Origin of the sequence: Nocardia alni (genome assembly GCF_019038435.1) — a bacterium.
Classification (GTDB): domain Bacteria; phylum Actinomycetota; class Actinomycetes; order Mycobacteriales; family Mycobacteriaceae; genus Nocardia; species Nocardia alni.
Genome location: NZ_JAGPOX010000071.1, coordinates 12,970 through 39,037, shown reverse-complemented (window position 1 = coordinate 39,037; position 26,068 = coordinate 12,970). Strand labels below are relative to the sequence as shown.

General features: G+C 65.3%; 24 protein-coding genes and 1 pseudogene. 10 read left to right on the top strand and 15 right to left on the bottom strand.

Annotated elements, in window-relative coordinates; genetic code table 11:
* Positions 1-68: 68 nt before the first annotated feature.
* The 8 genes from JZ791_RS25005 to ctaD form a co-directional block, all read right to left on the bottom strand.
* Positions 69-1,346 (bottom strand): THUMP-like domain-containing protein, encoded by a 1,278-nt coding sequence (locus JZ791_RS25005; protein WP_216897651.1) that lies wholly within the window; start codon positions 1,344-1,346, stop codon positions 69-71.
* A gap of 20 nt (positions 1,347-1,366) precedes the next feature.
* Entirely contained in the window at positions 1,367-2,344 is a 978-nt protein-coding gene (locus JZ791_RS25000) for a class I SAM-dependent methyltransferase (RefSeq protein ID WP_216897650.1), read from the bottom strand.
* A 35-nt stretch (positions 2,345-2,379) separates the two neighbouring features.
* Complete coding sequence (locus JZ791_RS24995) at positions 2,380-3,144, bottom strand: enoyl-CoA hydratase-related protein (RefSeq protein ID WP_216897649.1); 765 nt, start codon at positions 3,142-3,144, stop codon at positions 2,380-2,382.
* Positions 3,145-3,192: 48 nt separating this feature from the next.
* Entirely contained in the window at positions 3,193-3,966 is a 774-nt protein-coding gene (locus JZ791_RS24990) for an NUDIX hydrolase (RefSeq protein ID WP_216897664.1), read from the bottom strand.
* Between the two features lie 140 nt (positions 3,967-4,106).
* Positions 4,107-4,949 (bottom strand): ABC transporter ATP-binding protein, encoded by an 843-nt coding sequence (locus tag JZ791_RS24985; RefSeq protein ID WP_216897648.1) that lies wholly within the window; start codon positions 4,947-4,949, stop codon positions 4,107-4,109.
* A gap of 431 nt (positions 4,950-5,380) precedes the next feature.
* Positions 5,381-6,127, bottom strand: coding sequence for a peptidyl-tRNA hydrolase (locus tag JZ791_RS24980; RefSeq protein ID WP_254206265.1), 747 nt, complete (start codon positions 6,125-6,127; stop codon positions 5,381-5,383).
* A 213-nt stretch (positions 6,128-6,340) separates the two neighbouring features.
* Positions 6,341-7,582 carry a phosphoserine phosphatase SerB gene (serB, locus tag JZ791_RS24975; RefSeq protein WP_216897647.1) on the bottom strand — a complete coding sequence of 414 codons (1,242 nt, stop codon included), beginning with the start codon at positions 7,580-7,582 and terminating at the stop codon, positions 6,341-6,343.
* A gap of 191 nt (positions 7,583-7,773) precedes the next feature.
* The gene (ctaD, locus tag JZ791_RS24970; RefSeq protein WP_216897646.1) at positions 7,774-9,510 is read right to left on the bottom strand and encodes an aa3-type cytochrome oxidase subunit I; all 1,737 of its coding nucleotides are present in this window, start codon (positions 9,508-9,510) and stop codon (positions 7,774-7,776) included.
* A gap of 354 nt (positions 9,511-9,864) precedes the next feature.
* On the opposite strand from ctaD, the gene JZ791_RS24965 reads away from it, so the two are divergent.
* Complete coding sequence (locus tag JZ791_RS24965; RefSeq protein WP_308163075.1) at positions 9,865-10,803, top strand: ABC transporter substrate-binding protein; 939 nt, start codon at positions 9,865-9,867, stop codon at positions 10,801-10,803.
* 158 nt (positions 10,804-10,961) lie between these two features.
* Here JZ791_RS24965 and JZ791_RS24960 read toward each other — a convergent pair whose 3' ends face one another.
* Both JZ791_RS24960 and JZ791_RS24955 read right to left on the bottom strand, forming a co-directional pair.
* The gene (locus JZ791_RS24960) at positions 10,962-11,795 is read right to left on the bottom strand and encodes a hypothetical protein (RefSeq protein WP_216897644.1); all 834 of its coding nucleotides are present in this window, start codon (positions 11,793-11,795) and stop codon (positions 10,962-10,964) included.
* Entirely contained in the window at positions 11,770-12,522 is a 753-nt protein-coding gene (locus tag JZ791_RS24955; protein WP_216897643.1) for an alpha/beta fold hydrolase, read from the bottom strand. The genes JZ791_RS24960 and JZ791_RS24955 overlap by 26 nt, the downstream gene beginning before the upstream one ends.
* Positions 12,523-12,954: 432 nt before the next feature.
* Between JZ791_RS24955 and JZ791_RS24950 the strand changes: the two genes are divergently transcribed.
* Positions 12,955-13,581 carry a class I SAM-dependent methyltransferase gene (locus JZ791_RS24950; protein ID WP_216897642.1) on the top strand — a complete coding sequence of 209 codons (627 nt, stop codon included), beginning with the start codon at positions 12,955-12,957 and terminating at the stop codon, positions 13,579-13,581.
* A 5-nt stretch (positions 13,582-13,586) separates the two neighbouring features.
* Here JZ791_RS24950 and JZ791_RS24945 read toward each other — a convergent pair whose 3' ends face one another.
* Positions 13,587-14,654 (bottom strand): alpha/beta fold hydrolase, encoded by a 1,068-nt coding sequence (locus tag JZ791_RS24945; RefSeq protein WP_216897641.1) that lies wholly within the window; start codon positions 14,652-14,654, stop codon positions 13,587-13,589.
* Between the two features lie 112 nt (positions 14,655-14,766).
* Here JZ791_RS24945 and JZ791_RS24940 point away from each other — a divergent pair, with 112 nt between their 5' ends.
* On the top strand, positions 14,767-15,660 hold the full coding sequence (locus JZ791_RS24940; RefSeq protein WP_216897640.1) for a LysR family transcriptional regulator: 894 nt from the start codon (positions 14,767-14,769) through the stop codon (positions 15,658-15,660).
* 119 nt (positions 15,661-15,779) lie between these two features.
* On the opposite strand, the gene nrdF is transcribed toward JZ791_RS24940, so the two are convergent.
* Positions 15,780-16,742, bottom strand: a complete 963-nt coding sequence (gene nrdF / locus JZ791_RS24935; RefSeq protein ID WP_216897639.1) for a class 1b ribonucleoside-diphosphate reductase subunit beta — start codon at positions 16,740-16,742, stop codon at positions 15,780-15,782.
* 298 nt (positions 16,743-17,040) lie between these two features.
* Between nrdF and JZ791_RS24930 the strand changes: the two genes are divergently transcribed.
* From JZ791_RS24930 to JZ791_RS24910, 5 genes are all read left to right on the top strand, one after another.
* Positions 17,041-17,439, top strand: coding sequence for a DUF7144 family membrane protein (locus JZ791_RS24930; protein WP_216897638.1), 399 nt, complete (start codon positions 17,041-17,043; stop codon positions 17,437-17,439).
* Between the two features lie 183 nt (positions 17,440-17,622).
* A complete protein-coding gene (locus JZ791_RS24925) occupies positions 17,623-17,943 on the top strand; it encodes a WXG100 family type VII secretion target (RefSeq protein WP_254206258.1) in 321 nt (106 codons plus the stop codon).
* Positions 17,943-18,242 carry a WXG100 family type VII secretion target gene (locus tag JZ791_RS24920; protein WP_216897637.1) on the top strand — a complete coding sequence of 100 codons (300 nt, stop codon included), beginning with the start codon at positions 17,943-17,945 and terminating at the stop codon, positions 18,240-18,242. Before JZ791_RS24925 ends, JZ791_RS24920 begins: the two co-directional genes overlap by 1 nt.
* Positions 18,239-19,723 carry a hypothetical protein gene (locus tag JZ791_RS24915; protein ID WP_216897636.1) on the top strand — a complete coding sequence of 495 codons (1,485 nt, stop codon included), beginning with the start codon at positions 18,239-18,241 and terminating at the stop codon, positions 19,721-19,723. Before JZ791_RS24920 ends, JZ791_RS24915 begins: the two co-directional genes overlap by 4 nt.
* 21 nt (positions 19,724-19,744) lie before the next feature.
* Complete coding sequence (locus JZ791_RS24910) at positions 19,745-20,386, top strand: pentapeptide repeat-containing protein (protein WP_216897635.1); 642 nt, start codon at positions 19,745-19,747, stop codon at positions 20,384-20,386.
* A gap of 67 nt (positions 20,387-20,453) precedes the next feature.
* Here JZ791_RS24910 and JZ791_RS24905 read toward each other — a convergent pair whose 3' ends face one another.
* Positions 20,454-21,296: an oxidoreductase gene (locus JZ791_RS24905; RefSeq protein WP_216897634.1), complete on the bottom strand. Its 843-nt coding sequence runs from the start codon at positions 21,294-21,296 to the stop codon at positions 20,454-20,456.
* 95 nt (positions 21,297-21,391) lie between these two features.
* On the opposite strand from JZ791_RS24905, the gene JZ791_RS24900 reads away from it, so the two are divergent.
* On the top strand, positions 21,392-22,024 hold the full coding sequence (locus JZ791_RS24900) for a hypothetical protein (protein WP_216897633.1): 633 nt from the start codon (positions 21,392-21,394) through the stop codon (positions 22,022-22,024).
* Between the two features lie 66 nt (positions 22,025-22,090).
* On the top strand, positions 22,091-23,059 hold the full coding sequence (locus tag JZ791_RS24895) for an amidohydrolase family protein (protein WP_216897632.1): 969 nt from the start codon (positions 22,091-22,093) through the stop codon (positions 23,057-23,059).
* A 112-nt stretch (positions 23,060-23,171) separates the two neighbouring features.
* Here JZ791_RS24895 and JZ791_RS24890 read toward each other — a convergent pair whose 3' ends face one another.
* On the bottom strand, positions 23,172-23,804 hold the full coding sequence (locus tag JZ791_RS24890) for a hypothetical protein (protein ID WP_216897631.1): 633 nt from the start codon (positions 23,802-23,804) through the stop codon (positions 23,172-23,174).
* A 520-nt stretch (positions 23,805-24,324) separates the two neighbouring features.
* Positions 24,325-25,941 (bottom strand): annotated as a pseudogene (gene nrdE / locus JZ791_RS47235) (class 1b ribonucleoside-diphosphate reductase subunit alpha); the annotation flags it as partial.
* Positions 25,942-26,068 lie beyond the last annotated feature (127 nt).

Genomic DNA, 26,068 nt, shown 5'->3' with positions numbered 1-26,068 from the left:
CGTCACGGCGAGTCCCGTGCGACTCGCCGCACACTACCGGCCAACTCGTGACACAAGTCCCTCGGAGATCAGCGGACCGCTGGTGTCCGGCACAGGAAAACGGTTGGCGTGCGGCCGATTCGCGTGATCACCAGGGACAGTGGCTCGGTTCCGCGCGGTTTGAGCCGCTTGCGCAGGGCGTCGGGGTCGACATCGACCCCGCGAGCGAGGATCTCCAGGGGGCCACAGTCGCGACGCAGCAGTTCCGCCCGCAACGACTTCTCCCGGAATTCCAGGCGATCGAGAATGCGCAGACCACGGACGCCCTCGGGAACGCGGTCGCCGGTGAGATAGGCGATGTGGGGATCCAGCTGCCACAGCCCATGTTTCGCGGCGTAGTGCCGGACCAGGCCCGCGCGGACGACGGCGCCGTCGGGATCGACGATCCACTCACCGGGCGGACGGTGGTCGATATCGTCGGGCTCGGCGTCGGTGAGGGTCCAGGATTCGCCCTCCGAGCGCAGGACGCTCGCGCGGCGGGTCACACCGAAGTCGGACAGGGCCGCCGGCCAGAGGCACGCCTCCCGCACCGCCCCGTCCAGCGACACCACCTCGACCTCACCTTCCCACTGCGGCATATCAGTGGCGGCGCCCGGACGGCCGTTGCGACGGTTCGGCCGCGCTACCGGATCCTCGGTGCCGGCGCCCGGACGACGCGGCACAAAACCATCGAAATCCAGTCCGGGAGCGCACTTCACGACCAGGTCGCGGCCCGGATATGCCGCCATCAGAGCGGGCAGCGGCGGTTGCAGTCTCGCCGGATCGTGTGTCCGACGACCGTCCGCGCGCCGAGCCGGATCGGCGATGACAACCTCGGCGCCACTGCACGGAGCGAGCGCGTCGGCCCTGGCCAACAGCACATTTCGTACGGGATGAGCGGCCATCGTCGCGAGATTGTGTGCGGCCATCGCGAGTCGCACATCGTCCAGATCGCTGCCGATCACCTGGGGGCATACCGGATGCAACGCGGCGAGTTCCGCGCCGATCGAGCAGGTGACATCGTGCACGACACGTCCGGCCAGACGTTCGGCGCGATGTCGCGCAACCGCGGTCGGTGTCGCCTGCTGCAACGCGTCATCGGTGAACAGCCACTGGCCGGCCCCGTCGAGTTTGACCGCGGCGCGGCGGCGCAGGCGGACCGTCTCCGCCAGGATCGGCGCGCGCTCGCCGTGATCGCGGCGCAGGCGAGTGAGATCCTCGAGCAGAGAGGTCGCGGTCAGGGCGAAGCCGTTCGCCTCCGCCAACGCGGCCTTCCCGGCCGCGCTGACAAGGTAGGCGACATCGTCTCGAGTGAAGACGTAGCCCAAGGGATATCGCCTCGCGCCGGCTACCGGCCCGACGCAGCCGGCTTCACGCCGGTGATCATCGCGTTGTAGAAGAACTGGCGTGGCACGACGTGGCGCAGCACCTTCTCGTCCAACTGGCTCAGCGCCAGCCACGCCTTGTACTGAGCCATGCGGTAACGCCAGGTCAGCTTCTCCTCCGGGACCGCGGCCTCGAAGGTGCGCACCGGCCAGCCCCACAGGGCCGCGGCGAACTCCTCGGTCGCCGCGTGCGCCTCGGCGGCCCCGGCGCGGCTCGCGATGGCCTCGAGTTCGCTCGGATCGAAAGTGTGCAGATCCACGACTGCCTCGAGGGCCGCGGCACGCGAGGACTCGTCGAGCTCGGCCTGCGGCCGCCGCCAGCCGGACAGGAACGGCAGCTTGGTCACCTCCGTGGTGACCTTCCAGGTGAGCTGCCCCAGCTTGCGGGCGTAGAAGTTGCCCACGGTGGTCGGCTCACCGGCGAACACGAACCGGCCGCCCGGCTTCAACACCCGCAGGCACTCCTTCAGCGCCAGCTCCACATCGGGAATGTGGTGCAGTACGGCGTGCCCCACGACCAGATCGAAGGTGTCGTCGTCGTACGGGATCGTCTCGGCGTCGGCGACCCGGCCGTCCACGTCCAAGCCCAGATTCTGGCCGTTGCGGGTGGCGACCTTGACCATGCCGGGCGACAGGTCGGTCACCGAACCGGCCTTGGCCACCCCGGACTGCATCAGGTTCAGTAGGAAGAATCCGGTTCCGCAGCCGAGTTCGAGGGCCCGCTCGTAGGGCAGCTGGGCATCGGGAACCACGGCGTCGAAACGGCCGCGGGCGTAGGCGATGCAGCGCTCGTCGTACGAGATCGACCACTTGTCGTCGTAGGTCTCGGCCTCCCAATCGTGGTACAGCACCTGGGCGAGCTTGTTATCGGAGAGCGCAGCCTGGACCTGCGCCTCGGTGGCGTGCGGGTTCGGCGCGGGATCGTCATGACGTCCGGTCATGGTCGGAAAGGTTACTCGAGAGTCGCGGGCTCTGATCAGCGGCCCACGAATTCGGCGGAGCCCGGACCGACCGCCAAATAAGAACCTGTTCCTATGCTGCGATCTTCGGTCGCGAACAGTTCCGCCCACTCGGTGCGAGCCCGATCGTGGCCGTGCGTACCGGCCTCGAAGACCCGCTTGGCGGCCGCCAGCGCGCGGGCCGGGCCGGCGGTGAACTGGCGAGCCCAGCGCAGCGCGGACACGTACACGTCGTCCGGGGGGACGACCTCGTCGACCAGCCCCAGTGCCGCGGCCTCCTGCGGTTCCACGAAGCGCCCCGAGTACACCAGGTCCTTGGCGCGCGCGGGCCCGATCAGCAGGCTCAGCCGCCGGATACCGGCCAACGGAATCAGGCCCGCCAACGTTTGCGGCAGGCCCAGCTTCGCGTTGTCGCCGATGATGCGCCGGTCGGCGCCCAGCGCCAGCTCCAGCCCAGCACCGAGCGCATATCCGCTGATGGCCGCGACCGTCGGCTGCGGCAGACCGGCCAGGCACCCCAGTGCGGATTGCAGATCAGCCGCCATCGCGGCGGCCTGCTCGGGAGTGAACAGGGCCAGCTCGGACAGCTCGTTCCCCGCCGAGAACACCCGCTCGTCGCCGTAGACGACGACCGCCCGCACCTGCTCGTCCACGCCGACCTCCGCGGCCGCCGCCGCCAGCTCGCGCGCCACCTGCAGGTCGATCAGATTCATCGGCGGCCGCGCGAAGCGCAGCACGGCGATTCCCGTCTCGGGACGGTCCACGGTCACGAATTCGGCCATGGGGGACGAGACTACTTGCACCGAGACCATGGCACGGATCGTGGGCACTCAGTCCACGCGCCGAGAACCCTGGAGCCGAATCCCGCCGGGGAATTCCGCGTAGTAACGCTCATTGTCCGGGAAATTCAGCCGCTGCTGCCCGTTCTGGGTGCTGAAGATCGGCCGGATCGGCTCGAGGGTCGGCGCGGCGGCGAGGATTTCCGCCGTGGAGGCGAACTCACCGAGGTTGACCAGCTGCGACCAGGTGGGCGGCAGCAGCACATCGGTGCCCGCTCGCCAGCGATCGAGGGCCTCGGCGGGCGTGCACCACCGCACCTCGAGTGCCTCGGAGGTCGCCCCGTCCGCGCGCTGCCCCGAGGGCAGTACGGCGACGAAGAAGCGGGTGTCGTACCGGCGCGGCTCGATGACCGGGGTGATCCAGTTCGCCCAGGGACGCAGCAGATCCGCGCGCAGCACCAGGTTCTCGCGGGCGAGGAACTGGCCCAGGGACAGCTCGCGGCGCTCCAGTTCGGCGCGGGCCGCGGCATAGGCGGCGGTGTCGGATACGACGGTATCGGCCGTCGGCCCGGCCAGCAGCACCCCGCACTCCTCGAACGTCTCGCGCACCGCGGCGCACACCAGCGCCTGCGCCCGGGCCGCGTCGACGCCGAACCGCTCCCCCCACCACGCGGGCCCCGGTCCGGCCCACGCGATTTCGGCCTGCGCATCGCTGGCATCGACCCCGCCGCCGGGAAATACCGTCATCCCCGCCGCGAACGCCATCGCCTTGACCCGCCGTTGCAGGAACACCTCGGGCCCGGATGCGCCGTCCCGTACCAGCATCACCGTCGAGGCGTCCTTCACCGGCGGGGGCGCCGAATCGGCCTCGACGGATGGTCCACTCGCACGCTCACTCACTCTTCGCACCCTAACGCCCGCTCGAGTCCACCCCGGATCGGGATAGCGATTGCGCCCGCCGCGACTCACCGATTGCGGTTGCTCCGATGCCGGCCCAACCGGCGGCTGCGCCGGGCGAAATAGCGGCCGTCGATGCGGTCCAGGGTGATCGACTGCCGGAACGCCTTACTCAGGTTCTCCGCCGTGAGCACGTCCTCGAGCAGGCCCTGTGCGACGACGCTGCCCTCGTTGAGCAGCAGGCCGTGCGAGAAGCCCGGCGGGATCTCCTCCACGTGGTGGGTGACCAGGACGGTCGCGGGTGCGTCCGGATCCGAGGCCAGATCGCCGAGCTTCTCCACCAGTTCCTCGCGGCTGCCCAGATCCAGGCCCGCGGCGGGCTCGTCCAGCAGCAGCAATTCCGGATCGCTCATCAGCGCCCGCGCGATCAGCACCCGCTTGCGCTCGCCCTCGGACAGGGTGCCGTAGGCGCGGTCGGAAAGATGTTCCGCACCGACGCTTTCCAGCATGTCGACCGCGCGGTCGGTGTCCATGTCCTCGTACTGCTCGCGCCAGCGACCCATCACCGCATAACCCGCCGAGACGACCAGATCACCGACCTTCTCATCCAGCGGCACACGCGCGGCCACGGCCGCCGACGACATCCCGATGCGCGGGCGCAATTCGTTGATATCGGTCCGCCCCAGCGTCTCCCCCAGCAGAACGGCGGTGCCCGAGGTGGGGTACATGTCAGCGGCGGCCATGCGAAGCAGGGAGGTCTTGCCCGCGCCGTTGGGGCCGAGCACGACCCAGCGTTCGTCTAGCTCCACTTGCCAGGTGAGCGGACCCACCAGCGTATGGCCCGAACGTCGTACGGTTACGTTGTCGAAGTCGATGAGTAGATCGGGATCCGGTTGGCGCACGGGCTCCATCTTGGACCACGCGCTCGAATGATTCCCAACATGGTCCGTATGGACTTAATGCGTCATATGCCGCGAGGCCGTCAACGAGACGTGGATTCATCGCCGCCCCGGTGAAATTCGGCATTTTCGGGCGATTCAGTAGCACTTCCGGACGGGCCGCCGTCGCCCCGCGGGTCCGTGCCATCGGATGATCCGACGCCGTCGGATGAGGGATGATCGTCCGGACGCCGATGGCGGGGCCGACGAAACAATCGGGCCAGGATCAGGGCGATCGGAATCGAGCACGCCACCCAGGCGCCCAGCACTATCCACACTGTGGTCATATCCGTGGCACCCTCCCGCGGACTCGTATCCGACACTGCCGCACCCGGGCCGTCACGTCGAGCGTGCGGCTCATGTGCGCCAGGCGCAGGCTCGGGCGACCGTGATATTCGACCGCGCTACTGCGCCGCTACGGCGATAACCGTCATCGAACCGGGCGCCACCTCGGTGAACCCGGCATCGCGCACAGCCGTCGCCGACCCCTCCCCGACCCGGCGAATCAGATCGGGCCACCGCGCCCCGGCCTCGCGCACCGAACACGCGTAGCCGTTACGGCCCCACTCGAACACTCGCTCCACAGACAGAGCACCGGCCAGCAGCATGCTCGCGTGACCGACCTGTGCCGCGGCCTTGCCAACAGTCATACCCAATTCCGAATCAACCCATAGCACAGGGAGTTCCGGATCGATCGGGCCTGGACTGTCCGGTTCGATATCGGTGCCGCCGATCTGGAGCCTGCGGATGCGCGGGTCGATATCACCGACCGGACCCGGGACCAGCGCCCGCGCCTGCGCGCCCTCGAATTCGACGCTCACCCCGGCCACCTCGTTCGCGGCCAGCCATTGCGCGCCGCGGGCCCGCCGCGCGACCTTGCGGATACGCGAACGCTTCCAGCTCAGATACCGCTGCTCCCACTCCCCGTCCGGACCGACGCGCGGGTCCATGCACAGCGCGAGCGATGCGGCCGCCGCGGCCGCCAGCAGGGCGCTGCGGCGTGGCGGATCCGGCTTCGGAATATGCAGCACGATCTGCATCGCCTGCACCAGCGCCGGATCGTCGGGATCACCGCCGCCACCGTATCCCCGCGCCAATTCGGCATGCCGCGCGATGAATCCGGCGTCGAGTACGGGATCGGTGGTCACCAGCCCCGCCGAATCCGATCCTGGTCCCTCTCCGGCCGCTGCGGACACGCGTTCCTCCCTCTGTGTATCACCGCTCGTAACCAATTTATCCGGGCAGTCGAGCAATTTTGCAGCGATCGGATACTCCGCTCGACGCGGACATCATCGGCAACTTGTCCGCAACTGGACGTGTTTCGGCCCGGACCGGGCATTCCGGCTCATTCGGGACGCGCCCGCTCAGGTCAGCGGCACCCGACGCAGCAGTCCATCACGAGCGTCGGCGGCCTCCACCTCGTCGCGGGTGACGCCGAGGATGAACAGCACCGCGTCCAGATATGGATGCGACAGAGCCGCGTCGGCGATCTCGCGCAGCGCGGGCTTGGCGTTGAAGGCGATGCCCAGGCCCGCCGCGTTGAGCATGTCGATATCGTTCGCGCCGTCGCCGACCGCGACGGTCTGCTCCATCGGCACCCCTGCCTCGGCCGCGAAACGCCGCAGCGCCACCGCCTTACCGGGCCGGTCGACGATCTCCCCGACGACCTTGCCGGTCAACCGGCCGCCGACCACCTCGAGCGTATTGGCCTGGACGAAATCCAGCTCCAGTTCGTGCGCCAGCGGCTCGATCACCTGACGGAAGCCTCCGGACACCACACCACAGCGGAACCCAAGACGACGCAGTGTGCGGATGGTGGTACGCGCACCCGGCGTCAACTCGATGCTGTCGGCGACCTCGTCGATCACCGACTCGGACAGTCCGCTCAGGGTCGCCACGCGCTGGCGCAGCGATTCGGAGAAGTCGATTTCCCCGCGCATGGCGGCCTCGGTGACCCCGCGGACCTGATCCTCGACGCCGGCGTGTGCGGCCAGCATCTCGATCACCTCGCCCTGGATGAGCGTGGAGTCCACGTCGAACACGATCAGCCGCTTGGCACGCCGGGCCAGGCCCGCGCGTTCCACGGCGATGTCGATGCTCTGTTTCGCCGCGATCTCGGCCAGGGTGGTGCGCAGACGGGTCTCCGCGTCGTCCGTGGGCGGGGCGGTCACCATGAGTTCCAAGCCGGTCACCGGATAGTCGGCGATGCCGCGGATCGCATCGATGTTGACGTTCTGCGCGGCCAGTTTGCGGGCGATCACGCTGAACGCCCGCGCGGTCACCGGGCTGCCCAGCACCACGATCGCATGGGTCGACAATCGGGCGCCGACCGTGGAGTCCGCGCCGATCTCCACGTCGACCTGCATGCCGATCGACGTCATCGCGTCCTCGAGCTGATCCTGCACGTCCTCCGGATCGCGCGGGCACGACACCAGCACGCCCAGGGTGAGCCGACCGCGGATCACGACCTGCTCGACATCCAGAAGGCTGACCTCGTTGCGCGACAGGGCCGCCAGCAGAACCGAGGTGACGCCGGGCTTATCGGGTCCGGTGACGGTGATCAGAACGGTCGTCCCCGCCCCGGCATCGGACTCGGACGTGCTCACGATTAATGAGTTCCTCTCGTGACATGCGTACGCCGCCTGTGCGGCACGCTCATTGTCTCAGGTCGATACCGGCGGGTACGAACCCGTCCGCGGCACGTGTCCGGGATCACCCCGGCCCGGTCAGCGGCATGAAAAAACAAGCGCGGCGGCCGTCTCGAAAGACGGCCGCCGCGCCGGGAAAATTCGTCGTGCTAGCTGTGCACCTTGTCCTTTTCCTCGACGGTGTGCGCCTTCCCGCCCCAGCCGACGTGGGCCTCGGCCCGCATCCTGTCGACCATGTGCGGGTAGTGCAGCTCGAACGCCGGACGCTCGGACCGGACACGCGGCAGCTCGTAGAAGTTGTGCCGCGGGGGCGGGCAGGAGGTCGCCCACTCCAGCGAGTTGCCGTAGCCCCACGGATCGTCCACGGTCACGACCTCGCCGTACCGGTACGACTTGAATACGTTCCAAATGAAGGGCAGCTGCGAGGCGCCCAGGATGAACGCGCCGATCGTAGAGATGGTGTTCAGCGTGGTGAAACCGTCACTCGGCAGGTAGTCGGCGTAGCGGCGCGGCATGCCCTCGGCGCCCAGCCAGTGCTGCACCAGGAAGGTGGTGTGGAAGCCGACCATAGTGGTCCAGAAGTGCCACTTGCCCAGGCGCTCGTCCATCATGCGGCCGGTCATCTTCGGGAACCAGAAGTAGATGCCCGCGAAGGTGGCGAACACGATGGTGCCGAAGAGCACGTAGTGGAAGTGCGCGACCACGAAGTAGGTGTCCGACACGTGGAAGTCCAGCGGCGGGCTGGCCAGAATGACGCCCGACAGACCACCGAACAAGAAGGTGGTAAGGAATCCGACGGACCACAGCATCGGCGTCTCGAACGTCAACTGACCACGCCACATGGTGCCGATCCAGTTGAAGAACTTCACGCCGGTCGGCACCGCGATCAGGAAGGTCATGAACGAGAAGTACGGCAGCAACACCGCACCGGTGGCATACATGTGGTGCGCCCACACCGCGATCGACAGCGCGGCGATGCCCAGCGTCGCGTAGACCAGGGTGGTGTACCCGAAGATCGGTTTACGGCTGAATACCGGGAAGACCTCCGAGACGATACCGAAGAACGGTAGCGCGATGATGTAGACCTCGGGGTGACCGAAATACCAGAACAGATGCTGATACAAGATCGTTCCGCCATTGGCCGGGTCGTAGATATGCCCACCCAGGTGCCGGTCGTAGGCCAACCCGAACAACGCGGCCGTCAGCAACGGGAAGGCCAGCAGAATCAGCACGCTGGTGACGGCGATATTCCAGGTGAAGATCGGCATCCGGAACAGCGTCATCCCCGGGCAGCGCAGGCAGACCACCGTGGTCAGCATGTTCACACCGCCGAGGATGGTGCCCAAACCGGAGACGGCCATGCCCATGATCCACAGGTCGGCGCCGACACCCGGAGAGTGCACGATGTCCGAGAGGGGGGTGTAGGCGGTCCAGCCGAAGTCGGCGGCGCCACCGGGGGTGACGAAGCCGGCGGTCGCCAAAGATGCGCCGAACAGGTACAGCCAGTAGCTGAAGGCGTTCAAGCGCGGGAAGGCGACGTCGGGGGCGCCGATCTGCAGCGGGAGCACGATGTTGGCGAAGCCGAACACGATCGCGGTCGCATAGAACAGCAGCATGATCGTGCCGTGCATGGTGAACAGCTGGTTGAACTGCTCGGGTGAGAGGAACTGCAGGCCCGGGCGGGCCAGCTCTGCGCGCATCAACAAGGCCATCAGGCCGCCGATCATGAAGAACGACATGGCCGTCACCAGGTACATCATCCCGAGGACCTTCGGGTCAGTGGTGGTGATCAACTTGTAGATGAACGAACCCTTCGGACCCAGACGTTTCGGGTACGGCCGAGTCGCTTCCAATTGGGGGACTGGCTGGGGCTCTACAGCAGTCACTGATCCTCCTGAAGGTGTGCCTTCTGGTCGTCGTTCTTGGTCAGGCTCCGTACGTCTGTGGCGTTCCTTGGATCGACGCACGACGAACGACGCTGGCTTTCGCTACTACGGATCGTAAACCGTGCTGCCGCAACCATCGCGTCCGGTCCTACTCAGTGTCGTACTTGGTGTCGCGATCGGATGTCGGTCCCGCCGTGTAGCCTTCCCCGCATGCCGGTGACTCAGCGCCGAAACATTCATACCCACGACCGGGCATATGCACGGCGTTTGCGTGCCGGTTGCTTGCTATTGGTCGCTGCCGTGGGCGTTTTGACCGCATGTAGCAATGGGTCCTCGGACAACCCGAGTTCGATCGTGCGCACCACCACCAAGATCGCCACCGCCGATGTGGTCGGCGTCGAGCGCGACACCTCCAAGGCCTGCCCGCTGCCCAGCGCCCCCGATCAAGACACGGGCACTCATACCGTGACCACTCCGAGCGGCGCCGTGCAGGTACCGGCCGATCCCAAGCGGATCGTCGTGCTCGACACCGCCGCCCTCGACGCGGTCTGCGCCCTGGGGCTGTGGCAGCGAGTCGTCGGCGCGACAACGATTTCCGGACCGACCCCGCAGCCGACATATCTGGGTTATGGCATGCAGGTGGTACCGAGCGTGGGCGCCACGGGTGCGGTGGATGTGGCGAAAGTCTCTGCGCGGCACCCGGATCTCATCCTCGGCACGGTCGGCGACGGCGACGCGGGGGCGTTGCACGGTATCGCGCCCACCGTGCTGATCGGCAAGGATCCCAGCTGGCAGGCCTCGTTCAGCGCCTTCGCCGACGCCATGGACCGCGCGGGCGCCGGAACCACCGCGATCTCGCAATACCACACCGATGCTCACCAGATGGGAGTCTCGATCGCCGCGAAGCTCTCTCAGGCCTCGGTGCTGCGGTTCGACGCCAAGGACGCCCAGGTCCAGGGCGACGACACCTTCGCCGGCGCGGTCCTGGCCGACGCCGGTGTGCAGCGGCCCACAGCCCAGCGGGGCGCCTCCTTCACCGTCGACAGCCTCGCCACCGACGCCGACCGCGACAAGGTCGAGGGCGACATCATCTACGTGATGTTCGACGGCAAGGACGGCAAGGACTACGGCCAGAAGGTCATGCACAGCGACGACTGGAAAAAGCTCGAGGCCGTCTCGGACAACCGCAACTTCGCCGTCGACGACACCATCTGGCACGGTTCGGGCATCACCGCGGCCCGGGCAATCCTGAGCGATCTGCACGACTCGCTGAACGGCTACGTCACCGACTGATCCGCGCGTCTCCGATCGCCACCGAGTTGGTCAGTGAACACCGGTAATCCACCGCTCAGGTCGCTACTGAGCAAACTGCATGTGCAGTGAGCAAACGATGTAGCTGTTGCTCACTGCACACACGTCTTGTTCAGTGGCAGAAACGCTAGGGGCGAGGGTCAGTAGATACGCAGGCCACGGCGGCGCACGATCGCGAGGGCGATCGCGGTGCCCAGGATCCAGACCAGGAGACCCAGGCCCGCGTTCCAGATGAAGCGCAGGCTGCGGTCGATGTGAGGCAGAAGTCGCAGCAGTGGATCGTGCTGTTGGCCGTCGATGGGAGCGATCAGGTAGTACAGGCCGTATGGGAGCATCAGATGGACGATCCACAGGACGGTGGCCCAGCTGCGCAATTCGCGCCAGCGCCGGATCAGGGTTCGGGTCTCCACGGCCAGCAGCACCGAGATGACGTTGCCGACCCCGAGCCAGCACAGCAGCGGCAATGCCACGGCGAACAGCGTCCCGGTGAGCGCTCGGGCGTGCAGTGTATGCGCCAGGATCGCGGTCATCACCAGCGTCGGCAGACCGACGATCACCAGCAGCGCAATGTTTTTCGTGAGCAGGATACCGCGTAGGGACATTCCGCCGGCCATGCTGGAGCGCACCCTGGCCGCGTCCAGGCCCAGCACGTTGGTGGTGGTGACGTCGGCCAGGATGAACGTCGCGAAGTACGTGCCGACCAGCACCACCCAGCCGAACTGGTGGTGCCGGTGAGCCAGCGGAGAGTAGACCAGGTACAGCAGCGAGAGCACCACATTGATGCCGACGCCCTCGAGCCAGTCGCGTGGTGCGGTGAACGACCAGCGAACCTCCTCGCCGACCCGGCGCAGCAGCCCGCGGTCTGCCGCCATCGGAGGCGGTTCGGGGTAGCGAAGTTCTTCACGCAGATATGCCTGCACCCGGTCGCGGGCGCCCACCCGGACCTGTTCAGCCCACCGAATCGACAAACTCACCTATCTTCGCCGCGATCACTTCCGGAATCCGCTGCGGCAGCAGGTGTCCGCCCCCTTCGACCAGCTCGAGGCGGGATCGAGGGAACCGATCGTGCAGCGCGCGTGCGGTGGAGATCGGGACGACTCTATCGGTCGGATCGGCCAGGATCAACGCGGGCATCGCGGGCGCACCGAGTCGCTCGATCCAGTCGTCGAGGCTGGTCAGTAGCTCACGCTGCTCCAGCAGCACGGTACGCCAGACCGCACCGTGCTCGTAGCGGATATCGGCCAGCGAACGCCAGGCCGTCACCTCGGCGTTCGGGCGATGCTTGCGGTCTTGGCGGGCCAGCCACGGCATCATCTGCCACATCGCGATGTTCAACATCGGCCCGGCGACCGGTGCGGCCATCACCTCGTCCCAGGTGTTGACGCACCCGGGGCCTATCCCGGCGACGGAAACCAGCCCGCGCACCCGCTCGGGCGCCATCGCGGCCGCCGCCAGTGCCACTCCGCCACCGTAGGAATGCCCGACCAGCACGGCGTCGCGGACGCCCTCGCGATCGAGCCGGTCGAGCAACCACGCCGCGTTGTCCTCGAGTGTGCCCCCGGGCGCGGTGTTGTCGCCGTACCCCGGCCTGTCCCAGGCCAATGCGCGCACCGAGGACGGCAGATAGCGACGCACACCGTCCCAGGCCGAGCGGTCACCCGGCTGCCCGTGCAGCAGGACCACAGGAACGGTCGAGGTCATCGTCGGTACTCCCCTCGCCGGCTGTCGGCAGGTGCGCACCGTCGCCGCCACGACCGGTCGCGCCGGTCCGATGACGAAATCCGATGTATGCGCCATGTTCCTGCCCCTCTCGAGTGACGCGCCGAACGGCTCTCACACGCAGCGGATCTCGACTACAGGTGATCCACTTGATACTTGAAGTTAGCTACCGAAGCTGATTGCCTGCCGATTGCGCCCTGTGTGCTTGCTGTGCATCCGGTGCGAGCCGCTCGCTCATCGGCGCCCGGCACGTAAGAGCTACATCTGGGCAGCCTAATGCGGGTGACGCCCCGTCACCCGCGATATGCATTCGGCGCGAGCTGATGCCTGCCAACCGTAGACCGATCGGATCTTCCGCATACCAGGCGAGAGGCTGCGATACGGAATGGGCTTGTTATGTGATGAAGTTGGCAGATGCCGTTGGATTTTCTCGTAGGGTTGGTCAAGCAAGCAGCGGACTGGGGTCTGCCTATCTCGGGAGCCTCCGATCCCGCGGAACTGCAGTATCTTGCCAAGCTTGCCGCCGAACCCCACGTGCGCTTCATTGCCGAAATCGGATTCAACGCCGGGTTCTCGACCTACGCGTTCCTGACGGCCAACCCGACAGCGATGGTGTGCTCCTTCGACATCGCCGAGCACGTGTACGTGAGCACGGCCAAGCAGCACATCGATGAGATCTTCCCCGGCAGGCACGTACTCGTGGCGGGCAACTCCCTCGCCACCGTGCCGACCTTCCGAAAGATCAACCCGCACCTGACATTCGACCTGATCTTCATCGACGGCGGCCACACCTACGAGATCGCCACGGGCGACCTGGCCAACATGCGGGAGTTCGCCGGGCCGGACACGATCCTGGTCATGGACGACATCGCCCCTTGGCTGGAGTGGGGCGTCGGCCCCACCCAGGCATGGACACAGGCCGTCGCCGAGGGCATGGTCGTCCAGGAGGAACTCATCAAGGACGGCGTCGCGGTCACCACGATCGAGCCACCGGGCCGCCGCAGCTGGGTCATGGGACGGTACGCGCGAGACGACGGCTGAGCGACTCACCGAGCGCCCATTCGGGCGACATCGCGGATGGCCGTGGCGAATTGGCTGGGAGCTTCCTGCGGCACGTTGTGCCCGATTCCGTCGAGGGTGCGGTGCTGGTAGGGGCCGGTGTAGAGCTTGCGGTAGCCGGTTCCGTCCTTGGCGGGGCCGTCGAAGTCGCTCGCAATCGTGATGGTGGGCACCGTGATCGGAGGTTTGGCGGCGAGCCGGTTCTCGTCGGCGTCGTAGCGCGCCTCGCCCGGCGCCAGGCCGAGCCGCCACCGGTAGTTGTGCACCACGATGTCGACGTGGTCCGGATTGTCGAATGCGGTGGCGGTCAGGTCGTAGGTCGCCTCGGTGAAATTCCAGTGCGGTGAGGCGATCTTCCAGATGAGCCGGTTGAAGTCCTTGGTGTACTGGCGGTAGCCGAGTTCTCCGCGTTGGGTGCTGAAGTAGTACTGGTACCACCAGCCGTATTCCGCCTGCGGCGCAAGCGGTTCGGCGTTGGCCGCCACGTTGGCGACGAGATAGCCGCTGACGGCCACCAGTGCGGAAACCCGTTGCGGCCACAGCGCGGCGACGATGTCGGCGGTGCGGCCACCCCAGTCGTAGCCACCGAGGATGGCGCTGGGAATGTTCAACGCATCCATCAGAGCGATCACGTCATGGGCGATCGCGGCCTGCTGGCCGTTGCGGACGGTTCCGGCGGACAGGAATCGCGTGGTGCCGAAGCCGCGCAGATACGGGACGATCACGCGAAAGCCCTGTGCCGCCAGGATCGCCGAGACGTCGGCATAGCTGTGGATGTCGTACGGCCAGCCGTGCAACAGGATGACCGCCTGACCGCTCGCCGGGCCCGCCTCGGTGTAGCCGATGCTGAGCTCGCCCGCGTTCACCTGCTTGACCGGCCCCAGCGTGTGCTGCGGCGCGACCGGCGGTCCGGCCTGCACGGCCGGCGACGCGCATGCGGCGACCGTGCTCACACCCGCCACCGCGGTGGCCAGGCGAGCGAAACTCCTTCGGCTGAAACCGCTGACCGTCCGCGCCCGCTCGCCGATGGTGTCGTCGCGATCGGCACTGCTCATTGCATTCGCTCCTTGGTACGGGGTGGTGTGTTTCCATCACACCTGGTCGTTGCCATCGAGTCCAACGATTGCTTTGGATCAGTTTCATCGTTGAAATTGATAAAGTGCAGCGGTGGAGGTACGGCAGATCGAGCATTTCCTCGCGGTCGCCGAGGAGATGAGCTTCTCGCGGGCCACCGAGCGGGCACACGTCGTGCAATCGGCCCTGTCGGCGTCGATCGCGAAACTCGAACGCGAACTCGGGGTGCGGCTGTTCGACCGGTCCCGGCAGCAGATCAGGCTCACCGCCGCAGGCGAGCACTTCCGCACCCATGCCTACGGGGTGCTGCGCGCCACCCGCGCGGCCGCCGAATCCGTCAGCGACTTTCGCGGAACTCTCTCGGGCACGGTCGAATTCGGTTCGCTGATCTCGTTCGGCCCCCTGGACGTAGCCGGTGCACTCGGCCAATTCCACCGGGCCAACCCCCACGTACGCCTGCGATTGCGCCTCAGCCAGGCGGGTGCGTCGGCCTACTTGTCCGCCCTGGTCGAAGGATCACTGGACCTGGCACTGATCTCGATGCCCAACCGCTTCCCCCCGCAACTCGACATGCACCTGATGTTCGAGGAGCCCATGGTCTTCGTCTGCCCCGCGGAACACCCCCTCGCCACCCGCGAACGCATCGACCTCACCGAGACCACCACCGACGATTTCGTCGGCTACCCACCCGAATTCGGCCTGCGCCGCCTGATGGACGAAGCATTCCACGCCGCCGGAGTCCACCCCCGAACCCACTACGAGGTCCCCGCCGGCTACACCGCCATAGCCGACCTGGTAACCAACGGCCTCGGCACAGCCTTCATGCCCCTATCCGAGGCCCGTCGCTTCAGCGCCCTACACCACGTCGAACTCACAACCCCGGTGATCTGGCAGGTCTACCTGGCCTCACCGCCGGCCGCCCAGATGACTCCTGCCACAGCACGTTTGGCCAGCACACTCCTCGACGTGGTAGCCCAAGCGCACTGACCAGTACACCCGCCTCGATCGGCCTCGGAGCCGACGGACCACCGCACTTGTGCGTCGGCGATTTGTTGCTGTCGGCGGTCCGTATAGCCGCTATCCCAGGACAGCCCACCCGAGCGGGCTCAGAACTCCCAGTCCTCATCCTCCGTGTTGACCGCCTTGCCGATCACATAACTCGAGCCCGAGCCCGAGAAGAAGTCGTGGTTCTCGTCGGCGTTCGGGGACAGGGCCGAGAGGATGGCGGGGTTGACGTCGGTTTCGTCCTTGGGGAACAGGCCCTCGTAGCCGAGGTTCATCAGGGCCTTGTTGGCGTTGTAGCGCAGGAACTTCTTGACGTCTTCGGTGAGGCCGACCTCGTCGTAGAGGTCCTGGGTGTACTCGACCTCGTTCTCGTACAGCTCGAACAGCAGCTCGAAGGTGTAGCTCTTCAGCTCTTCGCGCTCGGGCTCGGTGAGCTGCTCCAGGCCCTTCTGGTACTTGTAGCCGATGTAGTAGCCGTGCACGGCTTCGTCGCGGATGATCAGGCGGATCAGGTCGGCGGTGTTGGTGAGTTTGGCGCGCGAGGACCAGTACATGGGCAGGTAGAAGCCGGAGTAGAACAGGAAGCTCTCCAGCAGTGTGGAGGCCACCTTGCGCTTGAGCGGCTCGTCGCCCCGGTAGTAGTCCAGGACGATCTCGGCCTTGCGCTGGAGGTTGCGATTCTCCTCGGACCAGCGGAACGCGTCGTCGATCTCGCGGGTCGAGCACAGGGTGGAGAAGATGGAGCTGTAGCTCTTGGCGTGCACCGACTCCATGAACGCGATGTTGGTGTACACCGCCTCCTCATGGGGGGTCAGCGCGTCTGGGATAAGGCTGACCGCGCCCACCGTGCCCTGGATGGTGTCCAGCAGGGTCAGGCCGGTGAAAACCCGCATGGTGAGCTGCTTTTCGTGCGGGTTCAGGGTGGCCCACGACGGGATGTCGTTGGAAACCGGGACCTTCTCGGGCAACCAGAAGTTGCCCGTGAGCCTGTCCCAGACCTCGGCATCCTTCTCGTCGGGCACCCGATTCCAGTTGATCGCAGACACTCGATCGATCAGTTTCACGCCCGCTCACTCACCCTTCTCACCTTGCCGGATCATGCTCGCCTTGAACACTACTACTGGGGGCCGACATCCTCGCACAGCACAAGACCTTGTGTCTTCGCACCCTCTAAGAGGGTGCGCACAAGCGTGAGGCGACCCACTCCGCTATCACCCACCGCCGTGAAATGCACCGCGTCACACGGGCTCGCAACACAAATGACCACTCCCCCGGACGTACGCTAAGGGGCGCTCGCAGTTTGCCAGATGCTGGCACCGCGCTCACGCTCGGCCCGATCCTCCTACGGAAGGAGTTTGTGCCATGGCAGTACCCACCACCACGAGGACCGGCGCCTCATCCACCTCGTGGACTCTGTTCGCCGGCGTGCTCATCCTGATCGCGGGTGTGATGCACCTGCTGACCGGCATCGCCGCCATCGCCAAGCGGGACGTGTTCGTCGTCGACGCCGACGAGATCTTCCGGATCAACCTGACGGCCTGGGGCTGGATACACGTGGTCATCGCGGCGCTGATCATCATCGCCGGAATAGGCATCGTGACCGGCAAGGCGTGGGGCTATCTGACCGGTATCGTCTTCGCCGCGGTGAGCGTCCTGGCCAATTTCGCTTTCGCGTCGATGTACCCGTTCTGGTCGCTGGTGATCATCGCCGTCGACATTCTCGTCATCTGGGCACTGGCCAAGCAGCTCGCCCGGGATTGATTTCGACACGACGGTCCGTGCCGCACGCTGGGCACGGACCGTCGGCGTCTCGGACCGCCCGCGCTCCGGAACCGGCGCCGGCAGGGTCTCGCCCGGGCCCTCTCGCCGACGGAATTCACTGATGCCCCGGTAGCCGATTCAACCCGAACCGACCGCCGAAAAGCTGTGATAGCGTGCATTTTCATGACTGGGAGTGGGGGAAGTCCCGATTTGTCCGTCATACCGGACGATGTGACCGCACTGGGTAAATACGCCTACGACCTCGCCGAGACACTGCGGACCGCGCTGGCCAACGCCGGACGCGATGTCACCTCACTGACCGAGAACGGCTGGTCCAGCTCGGCCGCGACCAGCTTCGCCGATGGCTGGACCGAGTGCCAGGACGGTGGGAACAAAATCATCGACGCATTGACGACCATGGCCGCCTCGCTCGGAGTCACCGCCGATTCCTATCGCGCCCAGGACAATCAGTTCGCCGGCAGAGTCTCCAGCCTGAATCTGTGATGAGCGGCGAATACGAGGTCGACCTCAACCAGCTCGACAACGTCGTCAGCCGCCTGTCCAGCCTGGTGGGATTCATCTCCGAGCACCTGGACACCCTCGATCAGAAAAGCGCGGCCGTGCATTCGGGATCCTGGCAAGGCGCCGCGGCTACCGCGCACGAGAACGCGCACCGTGAATGGTCCGCAGCGGCAAGAGAATTCGTCGACGGCGTCAAGGATATGGGCACGGTGGCCCGCAATGCGCACACCCAATACACCGCGGTCGACACGGCGAACACCCGCATGTTCGGCCACCGATGATCAAGGTCGACCCGCAGGTCTATTACGACGCGGCGAAGAAGCTCACCGACATCGGCAGCAACATCGACAACGGCACCACCAAGCTGGTCCAGGCACTGTTGGACACCGGATCCATGGCCGGGACGAGCACCGAGGCGACAGCCTGGGCCACCAGCTACGACGCCCGCGCCAACGACACGATCGACAATGCCCGGCGGCTCGCCCAAACCCTCCCCTACTTCGGCAGCCTCGTGGCGCTCGCCGGTTACAACCACGCCTTGGCCGACTACAACGCCGACATCAACCCCCACAAAGGCCCAGCTCCCACCAAACCCGCCAGCGTGCCCGCCCCGGTGCCGCTGTGCTGGGCCGGAGCACCGGCATCAGGTGGCCCCGGCGACGGCCTGGTCTCCATCGCCGCGCTGATGGAAAACATCCACATCCACATCCCCGACGGCAACACCGACAAACTCGATGCCGCCACCACCGCCTGGAAAGCATTCCTGAAGTCCGACATCGAATACGCCGGAAGCCGCATCAGCGACGTAGCCAGCGCGCTGCGCCAAAACCAGGCCCACGAGATAGCCGACCTCGACGACCTCGTCGAAACCCTCTCCGACTCGGCCTACAAGATCTATGCCTCCGCCAACCAGCTGGCCACCGAAACCGGCGCCTACGCCAAGCCCCTCCACGAGCTGCGCGCCAACATCAAAAAGACGATCACCGACCTCGAAGAGGCCATCACAATAACCCTGGCCGTCGACGTCCTCGCCGACTTCGTCTCAGCCGGGGCAGGCGTCATCCTCAACGGCGCCTCCCTCGCCGCCTTCCGCTCCTACTTCGAAACCGCCGCCGACTCGATCACCGGCTTCGTCAACACCTCCAACATCGCCCGCATCCTCGGCCTCGGCGCCAAGGAGGAGAACGTAGTCGCCAACGTAAGCCGAGACCTCGACGAAATCGACAGCCTCACACCGCAGGAGATCGAGTCTGAGGAAGCAAGCAGCAGTGCAGGTAGAACCAGCCCTGCCAACACCTCCAATACCCCCGGGACAGCCGAATATGATCAGCGGGCCGATGAACTGGCCAAGGATCCTGCGCATGGCGGTCAAATATCTGATAAGTCACGCAGAGAGGCAGAGGTGGGACTATCCCTGGAGAATAAAGGACAGCTTGCTGGACCGATTACACGAGCCCCGTTCGAAAACGGAAAGGATACAGGCGAGTTCGTTGACGCCAATGGACAGCATTGGGACATGAAGCAACCCACGGATACGTTTCCATCCAATGCGGGACCTATGGCAGGTAAACCGATGCCTCCCACGATGCGAGGAGCATACAATCGTACCGACTTCGTGAGTATGGTCAATGATGAGATTGCAACAGGGGAGAACGTCATCATCGATCCGCAGAACTTGTCTTCATCCGGATTCAAAGATGTACAGGACGCCATCGCGGAGAACCCGCAATGGTCAGGGAAGGTCGTTGTCCACAAGCCATAGCATAGTACAGTGGAGCTTATTATGAACGAGTCCAGGACCTATACCTACAAGGTGACGTCATGGCCAACGAACCCTGACGCATCGACTGCTTTGGAGCAGTACCTGCGCGTGCGGAGCGCTGGCCAATATGCGACGCTCGGGGGTGCTGGCTTGGACTTTTCAGGCGCGGATCTACACGGCGTTAATTTATCGGAAGCATATCTTGCGGTAGCTAATCTCGACGGCACCAATCTGAACAACGTTGATCTCAATCGCGCCACTTTGAGCGGGGCGACGATGCGGCGCACCAATCTGTCCGGCGCTTACATGCACAAGGTTGAGGCGGATGAATGCGAAGCGACCTCGGCCGACCTGTCGACCGCTAACCTGTTTCGAGCCTCATTCGTGAAATCGGATTTGCGATATGCGAACCTACAGGATTGCCAGCTCAGTTCTACAAACTTTCGGCAAGCCGATCTCCGTAATGCAAACCTGCAGCGGTGCCGGTTCGGCCCCAGCCCAGCCCGTTTGTCCGAGTCTCAACTCTTCGGTGCAGATATCACGGATGCGACAGGTGATGTTCGTGGCCCAATTCATGTGACCGAAGCCAATATATTGGCTGGCGCAGAGCTCGAGGAATGGTTCGCTGCGCACGGAGCGCCGAATGTCAGAGTTGTCGAGTAATATCGAGGTGCGGCATCCGGCCCGCCGACTGCGATATCTGCGGTCGGCGGGCCGGGATGGCTCGGTGTCAGCCGATGAGGGCCAAGTCCTCTTCGGTGAGTTTCAGGGTTCCGGCGGCGATGTTCTCCTCCAGGTGGGCGGGGTCGGAGGTGCCGGGGATGAGCAGGATGTTCGGGGAGCGGGTCAGGAGCCAGGCGAGGGCTATTTGCTGGGGGGAGGCGTTGTGGCGGGTGGCTACCGTGTCGAGGTGTTCGGTCAGGAGGGGTTGGAAACCGCCTACCGGGAAGAAGGGGACGAAGGCGACTCCGGCCTCTTCGCAGGCGGCGATCAGGGGGTCGTCGTTGCGCATGGCTACGTTGTAGGCGTTCTGGACGCAGACGAAGGGGGCCAGGTCGCGGGCCTCGTTGAACTGGGTGTGGGTGATGTTGGAGATGCCCAGGTGCTTGATCAGGCCCTCCTCCTGGAGCTTCGCCAGGGCGGTGAGCGGCTCGGCCAGGGAGCCCTCGACGGGGGCCAGATTATCGCCCAGGCGCAGGTTCACCACGTCGATCTGGTCGATGCCCAGGGTCTCGAGGTTGATCTCGACGTTCTTGCGCAGGCCGTCGGGGGTCAGGCCGGGGTCGATCGCGGCGAATTTGGTGACCAGGACCAGGTCGTCCGGATAGGGGTGCAGGGCCTCGCGAATCAGTTCGTTGGCATTGATGCCGTCACGGTCGTAGAACTGCGAGGTGTCGATGTGGTTGACGCCCAGCTCTACCGCGCGGCGCAGGATCGCGTGCGCGGTCTCGCGGGTGGGCTGCTTGCCCGCGGGCCAGCCGGTCAGTTTCATGGTGCCGAATCCGACACGGTTCACCTGGAACGATCCGAGCCGGCCCGCACCCGCCGCGCGGGCCGAAAGTGTTTCTGTCATGCCTTCAGCCTGGCGTATCGGGTCCGCCGACCGTAGTGATTGGCAACAAGCTGCCGCGGATTGACGCCGGCCCAACCGGCCGGGAGACTCGTGGAATGGTCCAAACACAGCAGGTCATGGTCGTGCGCGGTGCTCGGGAGCTGTTCGAGAGCACCGCGCACCTGTTCGAACGCACCACGACCAGCCTCGACTGCGCCGCCAAGGACTTCGTCACCTGGCACAACGCCCGGCACGACCAGATCCGTCCCAGCGTGGCGCTGCGCAAGCTGTACCGGCCCTCGGCCCTGCTGGACCCGTCGCTGTCGCAGCATCTGCACACCATGGTCGAGCGCGGCGCGGGCGTGCGGATCAGCGACGAGGAGATCAGTGAGACGATCATCCTGGACCGCAAGACCGTCATCCTCGCGGGCGACGCCTCCTTCGGCGAACGCAGCTACAGCATCATCACCGTCCCGGAGGTCGTGCACGGCGTGCTGTCCCTGTTCGACGCGGCCTGGCGCGCCGCCACCGACTTCGCCGTCTACGACAACGACGCCGCCGAACTGCGACGCCTCGCCCCCCGCATCCTCGACCACCTCAACACCGGCGCCACCGACGAGGCCGCCGCCCGCGCCCTGGACCTGTCGGTCCGCACCTACCGCCGCCGCGTCGCCGAACTCATGTCCGCGCTAGGCGCGACCTCCCGCTTCCAGGCCGGCGCCCGCGCCCAGGAACTCGGCCTGATCTGACAACTCCGTAGGCGGAGTCGTCAGCTGCGGCATCATCGATATTCGGGACCGTGCAGAGAGGAACAGATGACTATCGGACTGGTCGATGTTCATTCGCATTTCGTTACCGACTTCTATATCGCGGCCGCACGATCCGCCGGTCACGACAGACCGGACGGCATGCCTGCCTGGCCGACGTGGAGTGTCGATGACCACCTGAACCTGATGGAGCACAACGGAATCGAAATCGCTATGCTGTCGGTGTCCTCACCCGGCGTGCATTTCGGCGACGATGCCGCCGCGCGACGACTCGCGCGAGAGGTCAACGAGTTCGGGGCCGGGACAGCTGCGGCTCATCCCGGCAGGCTAGGGCATTTCGCATCCCTGCCGGTGCCCGACATCGACGGGGCGCTGGCTGAATTGGCTTACGCCTTGGACGAACTCGGGTCCGATGGCATCACACTCGAATCCAACGCACACGGCATGTATCTCGGTGACGCGCGGCTAGACCCTCTGCTCGAAGAACTGAACCGCCGTCGCTGCGTCGTCTTCGTCCATCCGACCGCACCACCCAACGCCGACGCCGTCGCACTCGGTCGGCCGATCCCGATGATCGAGTTCCTGTTCGACACCGCGCGAACGGTGACCGACCTCATCCTCGCGGGCAGTCTGCTGCGATACCCCAACATCAACTGGTTGTTCACCCACGGAGGTGGGGTACTGCCGCTGCTCGCCGACCGCATCGGCCTGTTCCGCACCCTGTTCGCCCGCGGTGACCAGTCCCAGAATCCACCCGCACTGTCCGAGCAACTCGCCGAACTCTGGTACGACATGGCCGGAACACCGTTCCCGGCACAGATCCCCGCCCTCACCCGACTCGTCGGCACCGACCACATCCTGTACGGCAGCGACTACTGCTTCACCCCTCCGGCCGGCGTCGCCGGACAGGTCACCTCGATAGATAAAGCCGCTGCCCCCAAGGATTCTCCGGACTGGCGGGCTCTGACAACAGCGAACGCCCGCCGCCTGTTCCCCAGACTCGCCACCGAGGATTGACCATCAGAGGCGCCCGGGATGCGCGCGCAAGCGCCCAACGCTGAACTTCGCTTCCCCCCAAAAACATCTGGCGGATATGGCCAGGAGCGCGGCCCAATCCGACGTTCCGGGTTCACAGTCCGTAGAGCATCGGCAGATCCACGAGCAGCACGTCCGGGCGGTTGACGGCGGCGCGTTGCAGGTCTGGCCGGAAACCGTGGAGGGAGAACAGAGTGAGTACCGCTTTCTCAGTATCGTGGCCGGAGTCCGCCAAGAGGGCGCGTAGATACTCGAGGCGTTCGAGGTCACCGATCGTGCGGGGGACGATGGTGGCCTTCGCCTCGCCGATCAGCGCAATGTCGGTTCGTGGAGACTGCGGGCGAGCGCCGAGGCGCAGGGCGATCACGTCGACCTCATGTTTGGTCTTGCGCCGTTGATCGGGTATTTCAGTGCCTCCGACGGGACCGAGGAAGCCGCCCAGCTGGTCCGCGCCGTATGTGCGAACCCAAGTCCGGCATAGGTTTTCGAAGTGCGGGCCGAGAATCTTCGAGCGGAAGGTCGGGGCGGAAGTTTGCCAGATCTGCCTCGCGAGCAGGTCGCGGTCCGGGCCGGAGCGAACGGCGATCTCCTCCAGGGCGTCGGTCATCGGCAGAGTGATGAGTTGGTTGAAGCGAATCACCGGATCCGCGAGGGTGATGGTGGGGTGCTGTCGACGCAGCACATCCTGATCGCGGCGGATGAAGCCCGCCGATTCCAAGGTTTCCAAAGGGTGGGTGAGCTCTGCGTGATGCGCGGTTCTTCGCGGAGGAGATAGTCGGTTTCGGTGCGGGAATCGACCGCGCGGCCAGGGCTGAGCATCGTGCCCGCCAGCCAGCGCTCGAAACCGCCGTTGGGGCTGGGCGCCCGGCCAGCGTCTGGTAGCCGGGTGCTCCGCCGAGGGTCGAGTCGACTTGCAGGGCCGTCAGCGGGTCGCCGATATCCCAGAAAGCTCGGCTGGTTCGAAAGTCGAAAGCGGACAGTCGCAGATCGATGACCGCCCAACCGCGTAATGCCTTTGCACCGGAAAGGATTTCGTGCATCACGCTGATCGCGGATCCGCACAGGATCAACCGGACGCCGGTGCTGGGATGCTGCTGGTATATAGAGGCGAACAAAATCCGTATAAGTGAAACTATACGGAATCCGTATAGGTGGGGCTATACGCGACTCGGCCGACGCACGACGAGCGCGCTGACGACGACGGGCGCCCGCAGATGTACCGCGAGCGCCCGCCTCGAATCAACGGGTTACAGCATGCAGCTGACGCAACCCTCCACCTCGGTACCCTCCAAAGCCATTTGGCGGATGCGGATGTAGTAGAGGGTTTTGATGCCTTTGCGCCAGGCGTAGATCTGGGCCCTGTTGACCTCGCGGGTGGTGGCGCTGTCCTTGAAGAACAGGGTCAGGGACAGGCCCTGGTCGACGTGCTGGGTGGCGGCGGCGTAGGTGTCGATGATCTTCTCGTAGCCGATTTCGTAGGCGTCGGAGAAGTAGTCGAGGTTGTCGTTGGTCAAGTAGGGGGCCGGGTAGTAGACGCGGCCGATCTTGCCCTCTTTGCGGATCTCGATCTTCGACGCCACCGGGTGGATGGAGCTGGTGGAGTGGTTGATGTACGAGATCGAGCCGGTCGGCGGGACGGCCTGCAGATTCTGGTTGTAGATGCCGTGCGCCATGACCGAGCTTTTCAGCTCACGCCAGTCGTCCTGGGTCGGGATGTGTACCCCGGCCTCGGCGAAGATCTGGCGCACGCGTTCGGTTTTCGGCTCCCACACCTGCTCGGTGTACTTGTCGAAGTACTCACCGCTGGCGTACTTGGACTCCGGGAAGCCGCCGAAGTATGTGCCGCGCTCGATGGACAGCTTGTTGGAGGCCCGAACCGCGTGGTACGCAACGGTATAGAAGTAGATGTTGGTGAAATCCACGCCCTCCTCGGATCCGTAGTGGACCCGTTCACGTGCCAGATAGCCGTGCAGATTCATCTGGCCCAGGCCGATCGCGTGGGAGGAGTTGTTGCCCTGTTCGATCGAGGGCACCGAGTAGATGTGGGTCTGATCCGATACCGCTGTCAGCGCCCGGATCGACACCTCGATGGTCTGCCCGAAATCCGAGGAGTCCATGGCCTTGGCGATGTTGAGCGAACCCAGGTTGCACGAGATGTCCTTGCCCACAGTGGCATAGGACAGATCGTCGTTGAATACCGAAGGCGTGGAAACCTGCAGGATCTCCGAGCACAGGTTCGAGTGGGTGATCTTGCCCGCGACGGGATTCGCCCGGTTCACCGTGTCTTCGAACATGATGTACGGGTAACCGGACTCGAACTGCAGCTCGGCGATCGTCTGGAAGAACTCGCGCGCGTTGATCTTCGACTTGCGAATGTGCTTGTCGTCGACCATCTCGTAGTACTTCTCGGTGATGTTCACATCGGCGAACGGCACGCCGTAGATGCGCTCGACGTCATAGGGCGAGAACAGGTACATGTCCTCGTTCTTCTTCGCCAGCTCGAAGGTTATGTCCGGAATCACAACGCCCAGCGACAGGGTCTTGATACGAATCTTCTCATCGGCGTTCTCGCGCTTGGTATCCAGGAACCGGTAGATGTCCGGATGGTGCGCGTGCAGATACACCGCGCCCGCCCCCTGCCGCGCACCCAACTGGTTGGCGTAGGAGAACGAATCCTCCAGCAACTTCATGATCGGAATGACACCCGAGGACTGATTCTCGATCTTCTTGATCGGCGCACCATGCTCACGAATGTTGCTGAGCAGCAACGCAACACCACCGCCGCGCTTGGACAGCTGCAGCGCCGAGTTGATGGAGCGCCCGATGGACTCCATGTTGTCTTCTATGCGAAGGAGAAAACAGTTGTGCACGACCGTGCCGTGGATCGCGTAGGTGTGCGTGCCCGCCACGTGCAGGTTGTACACCTTTTCCGGGTTGTCATCGGTGCGCTCGATCGCACGAACGCCATAGACATGGCGACCGTGAACTACC

What these genes read in the sequence shown, in the direction of transcription:
- JZ791_RS24905 (WP_216897634.1), bottom strand. Translation starts at nt 21,296, where the DNA reads ATGACAGAAACACTTTCGGCCCGCGCGGCGGGTGCGGGCCGGCTCGGA.
- JZ791_RS24955 (WP_216897643.1), bottom strand. Translation starts at nt 12,522, where the DNA reads ATGACCTCGACCGTTCCTGTGGTCCTGCTGCACGGGCAGCCGGGTGAC.
- JZ791_RS24900 (WP_216897633.1), top strand. Translation starts at nt 21,392, where the DNA reads ATGGTCCAAACACAGCAGGTCATGGTCGTGCGCGGTGCTCGGGAGCTG.
- JZ791_RS24910 (WP_216897635.1), top strand. Translation starts at nt 19,745, where the DNA reads ATGAACGAGTCCAGGACCTATACCTACAAGGTGACGTCATGGCCAACG.
- JZ791_RS24915 (WP_216897636.1), top strand. Translation starts at nt 18,239, where the DNA reads ATGATCAAGGTCGACCCGCAGGTCTATTACGACGCGGCGAAGAAGCTC.
- JZ791_RS24945 (WP_216897641.1), bottom strand. Translation starts at nt 14,654, where the DNA reads ATGAGCAGTGCCGATCGCGACGACACCATCGGCGAGCGGGCGCGGACG.
- JZ791_RS24895 (WP_216897632.1), top strand. Translation starts at nt 22,091, where the DNA reads ATGACTATCGGACTGGTCGATGTTCATTCGCATTTCGTTACCGACTTC.
- JZ791_RS24985 (WP_216897648.1), bottom strand. Translation starts at nt 4,949, where the DNA reads ATGGAGCCCGTGCGCCAACCGGATCCCGATCTACTCATCGACTTCGAC.
- JZ791_RS24990 (WP_216897664.1), bottom strand. Translation starts at nt 3,966, where the DNA reads ATGCTGGTACGGGACGGCGCATCCGGGCCCGAGGTGTTCCTGCAACGG.
- JZ791_RS24925 (WP_254206258.1), top strand. Translation starts at nt 17,623, where the DNA reads ATGACTGGGAGTGGGGGAAGTCCCGATTTGTCCGTCATACCGGACGAT.
- JZ791_RS24995 (WP_216897649.1), bottom strand. Translation starts at nt 3,144, where the DNA reads ATGGCCGAATTCGTGACCGTGGACCGTCCCGAGACGGGAATCGCCGTG.
- JZ791_RS24920 (WP_216897637.1), top strand. Translation starts at nt 17,943, where the DNA reads ATGAGCGGCGAATACGAGGTCGACCTCAACCAGCTCGACAACGTCGTC.
- JZ791_RS24930 (WP_216897638.1), top strand. Translation starts at nt 17,041, where the DNA reads ATGGCAGTACCCACCACCACGAGGACCGGCGCCTCATCCACCTCGTGG.
- JZ791_RS25000 (WP_216897650.1), bottom strand. Translation starts at nt 2,344, where the DNA reads ATGACCGGACGTCATGACGATCCCGCGCCGAACCCGCACGCCACCGAG.
- JZ791_RS24950 (WP_216897642.1), top strand. Translation starts at nt 12,955, where the DNA reads ATGCCGTTGGATTTTCTCGTAGGGTTGGTCAAGCAAGCAGCGGACTGG.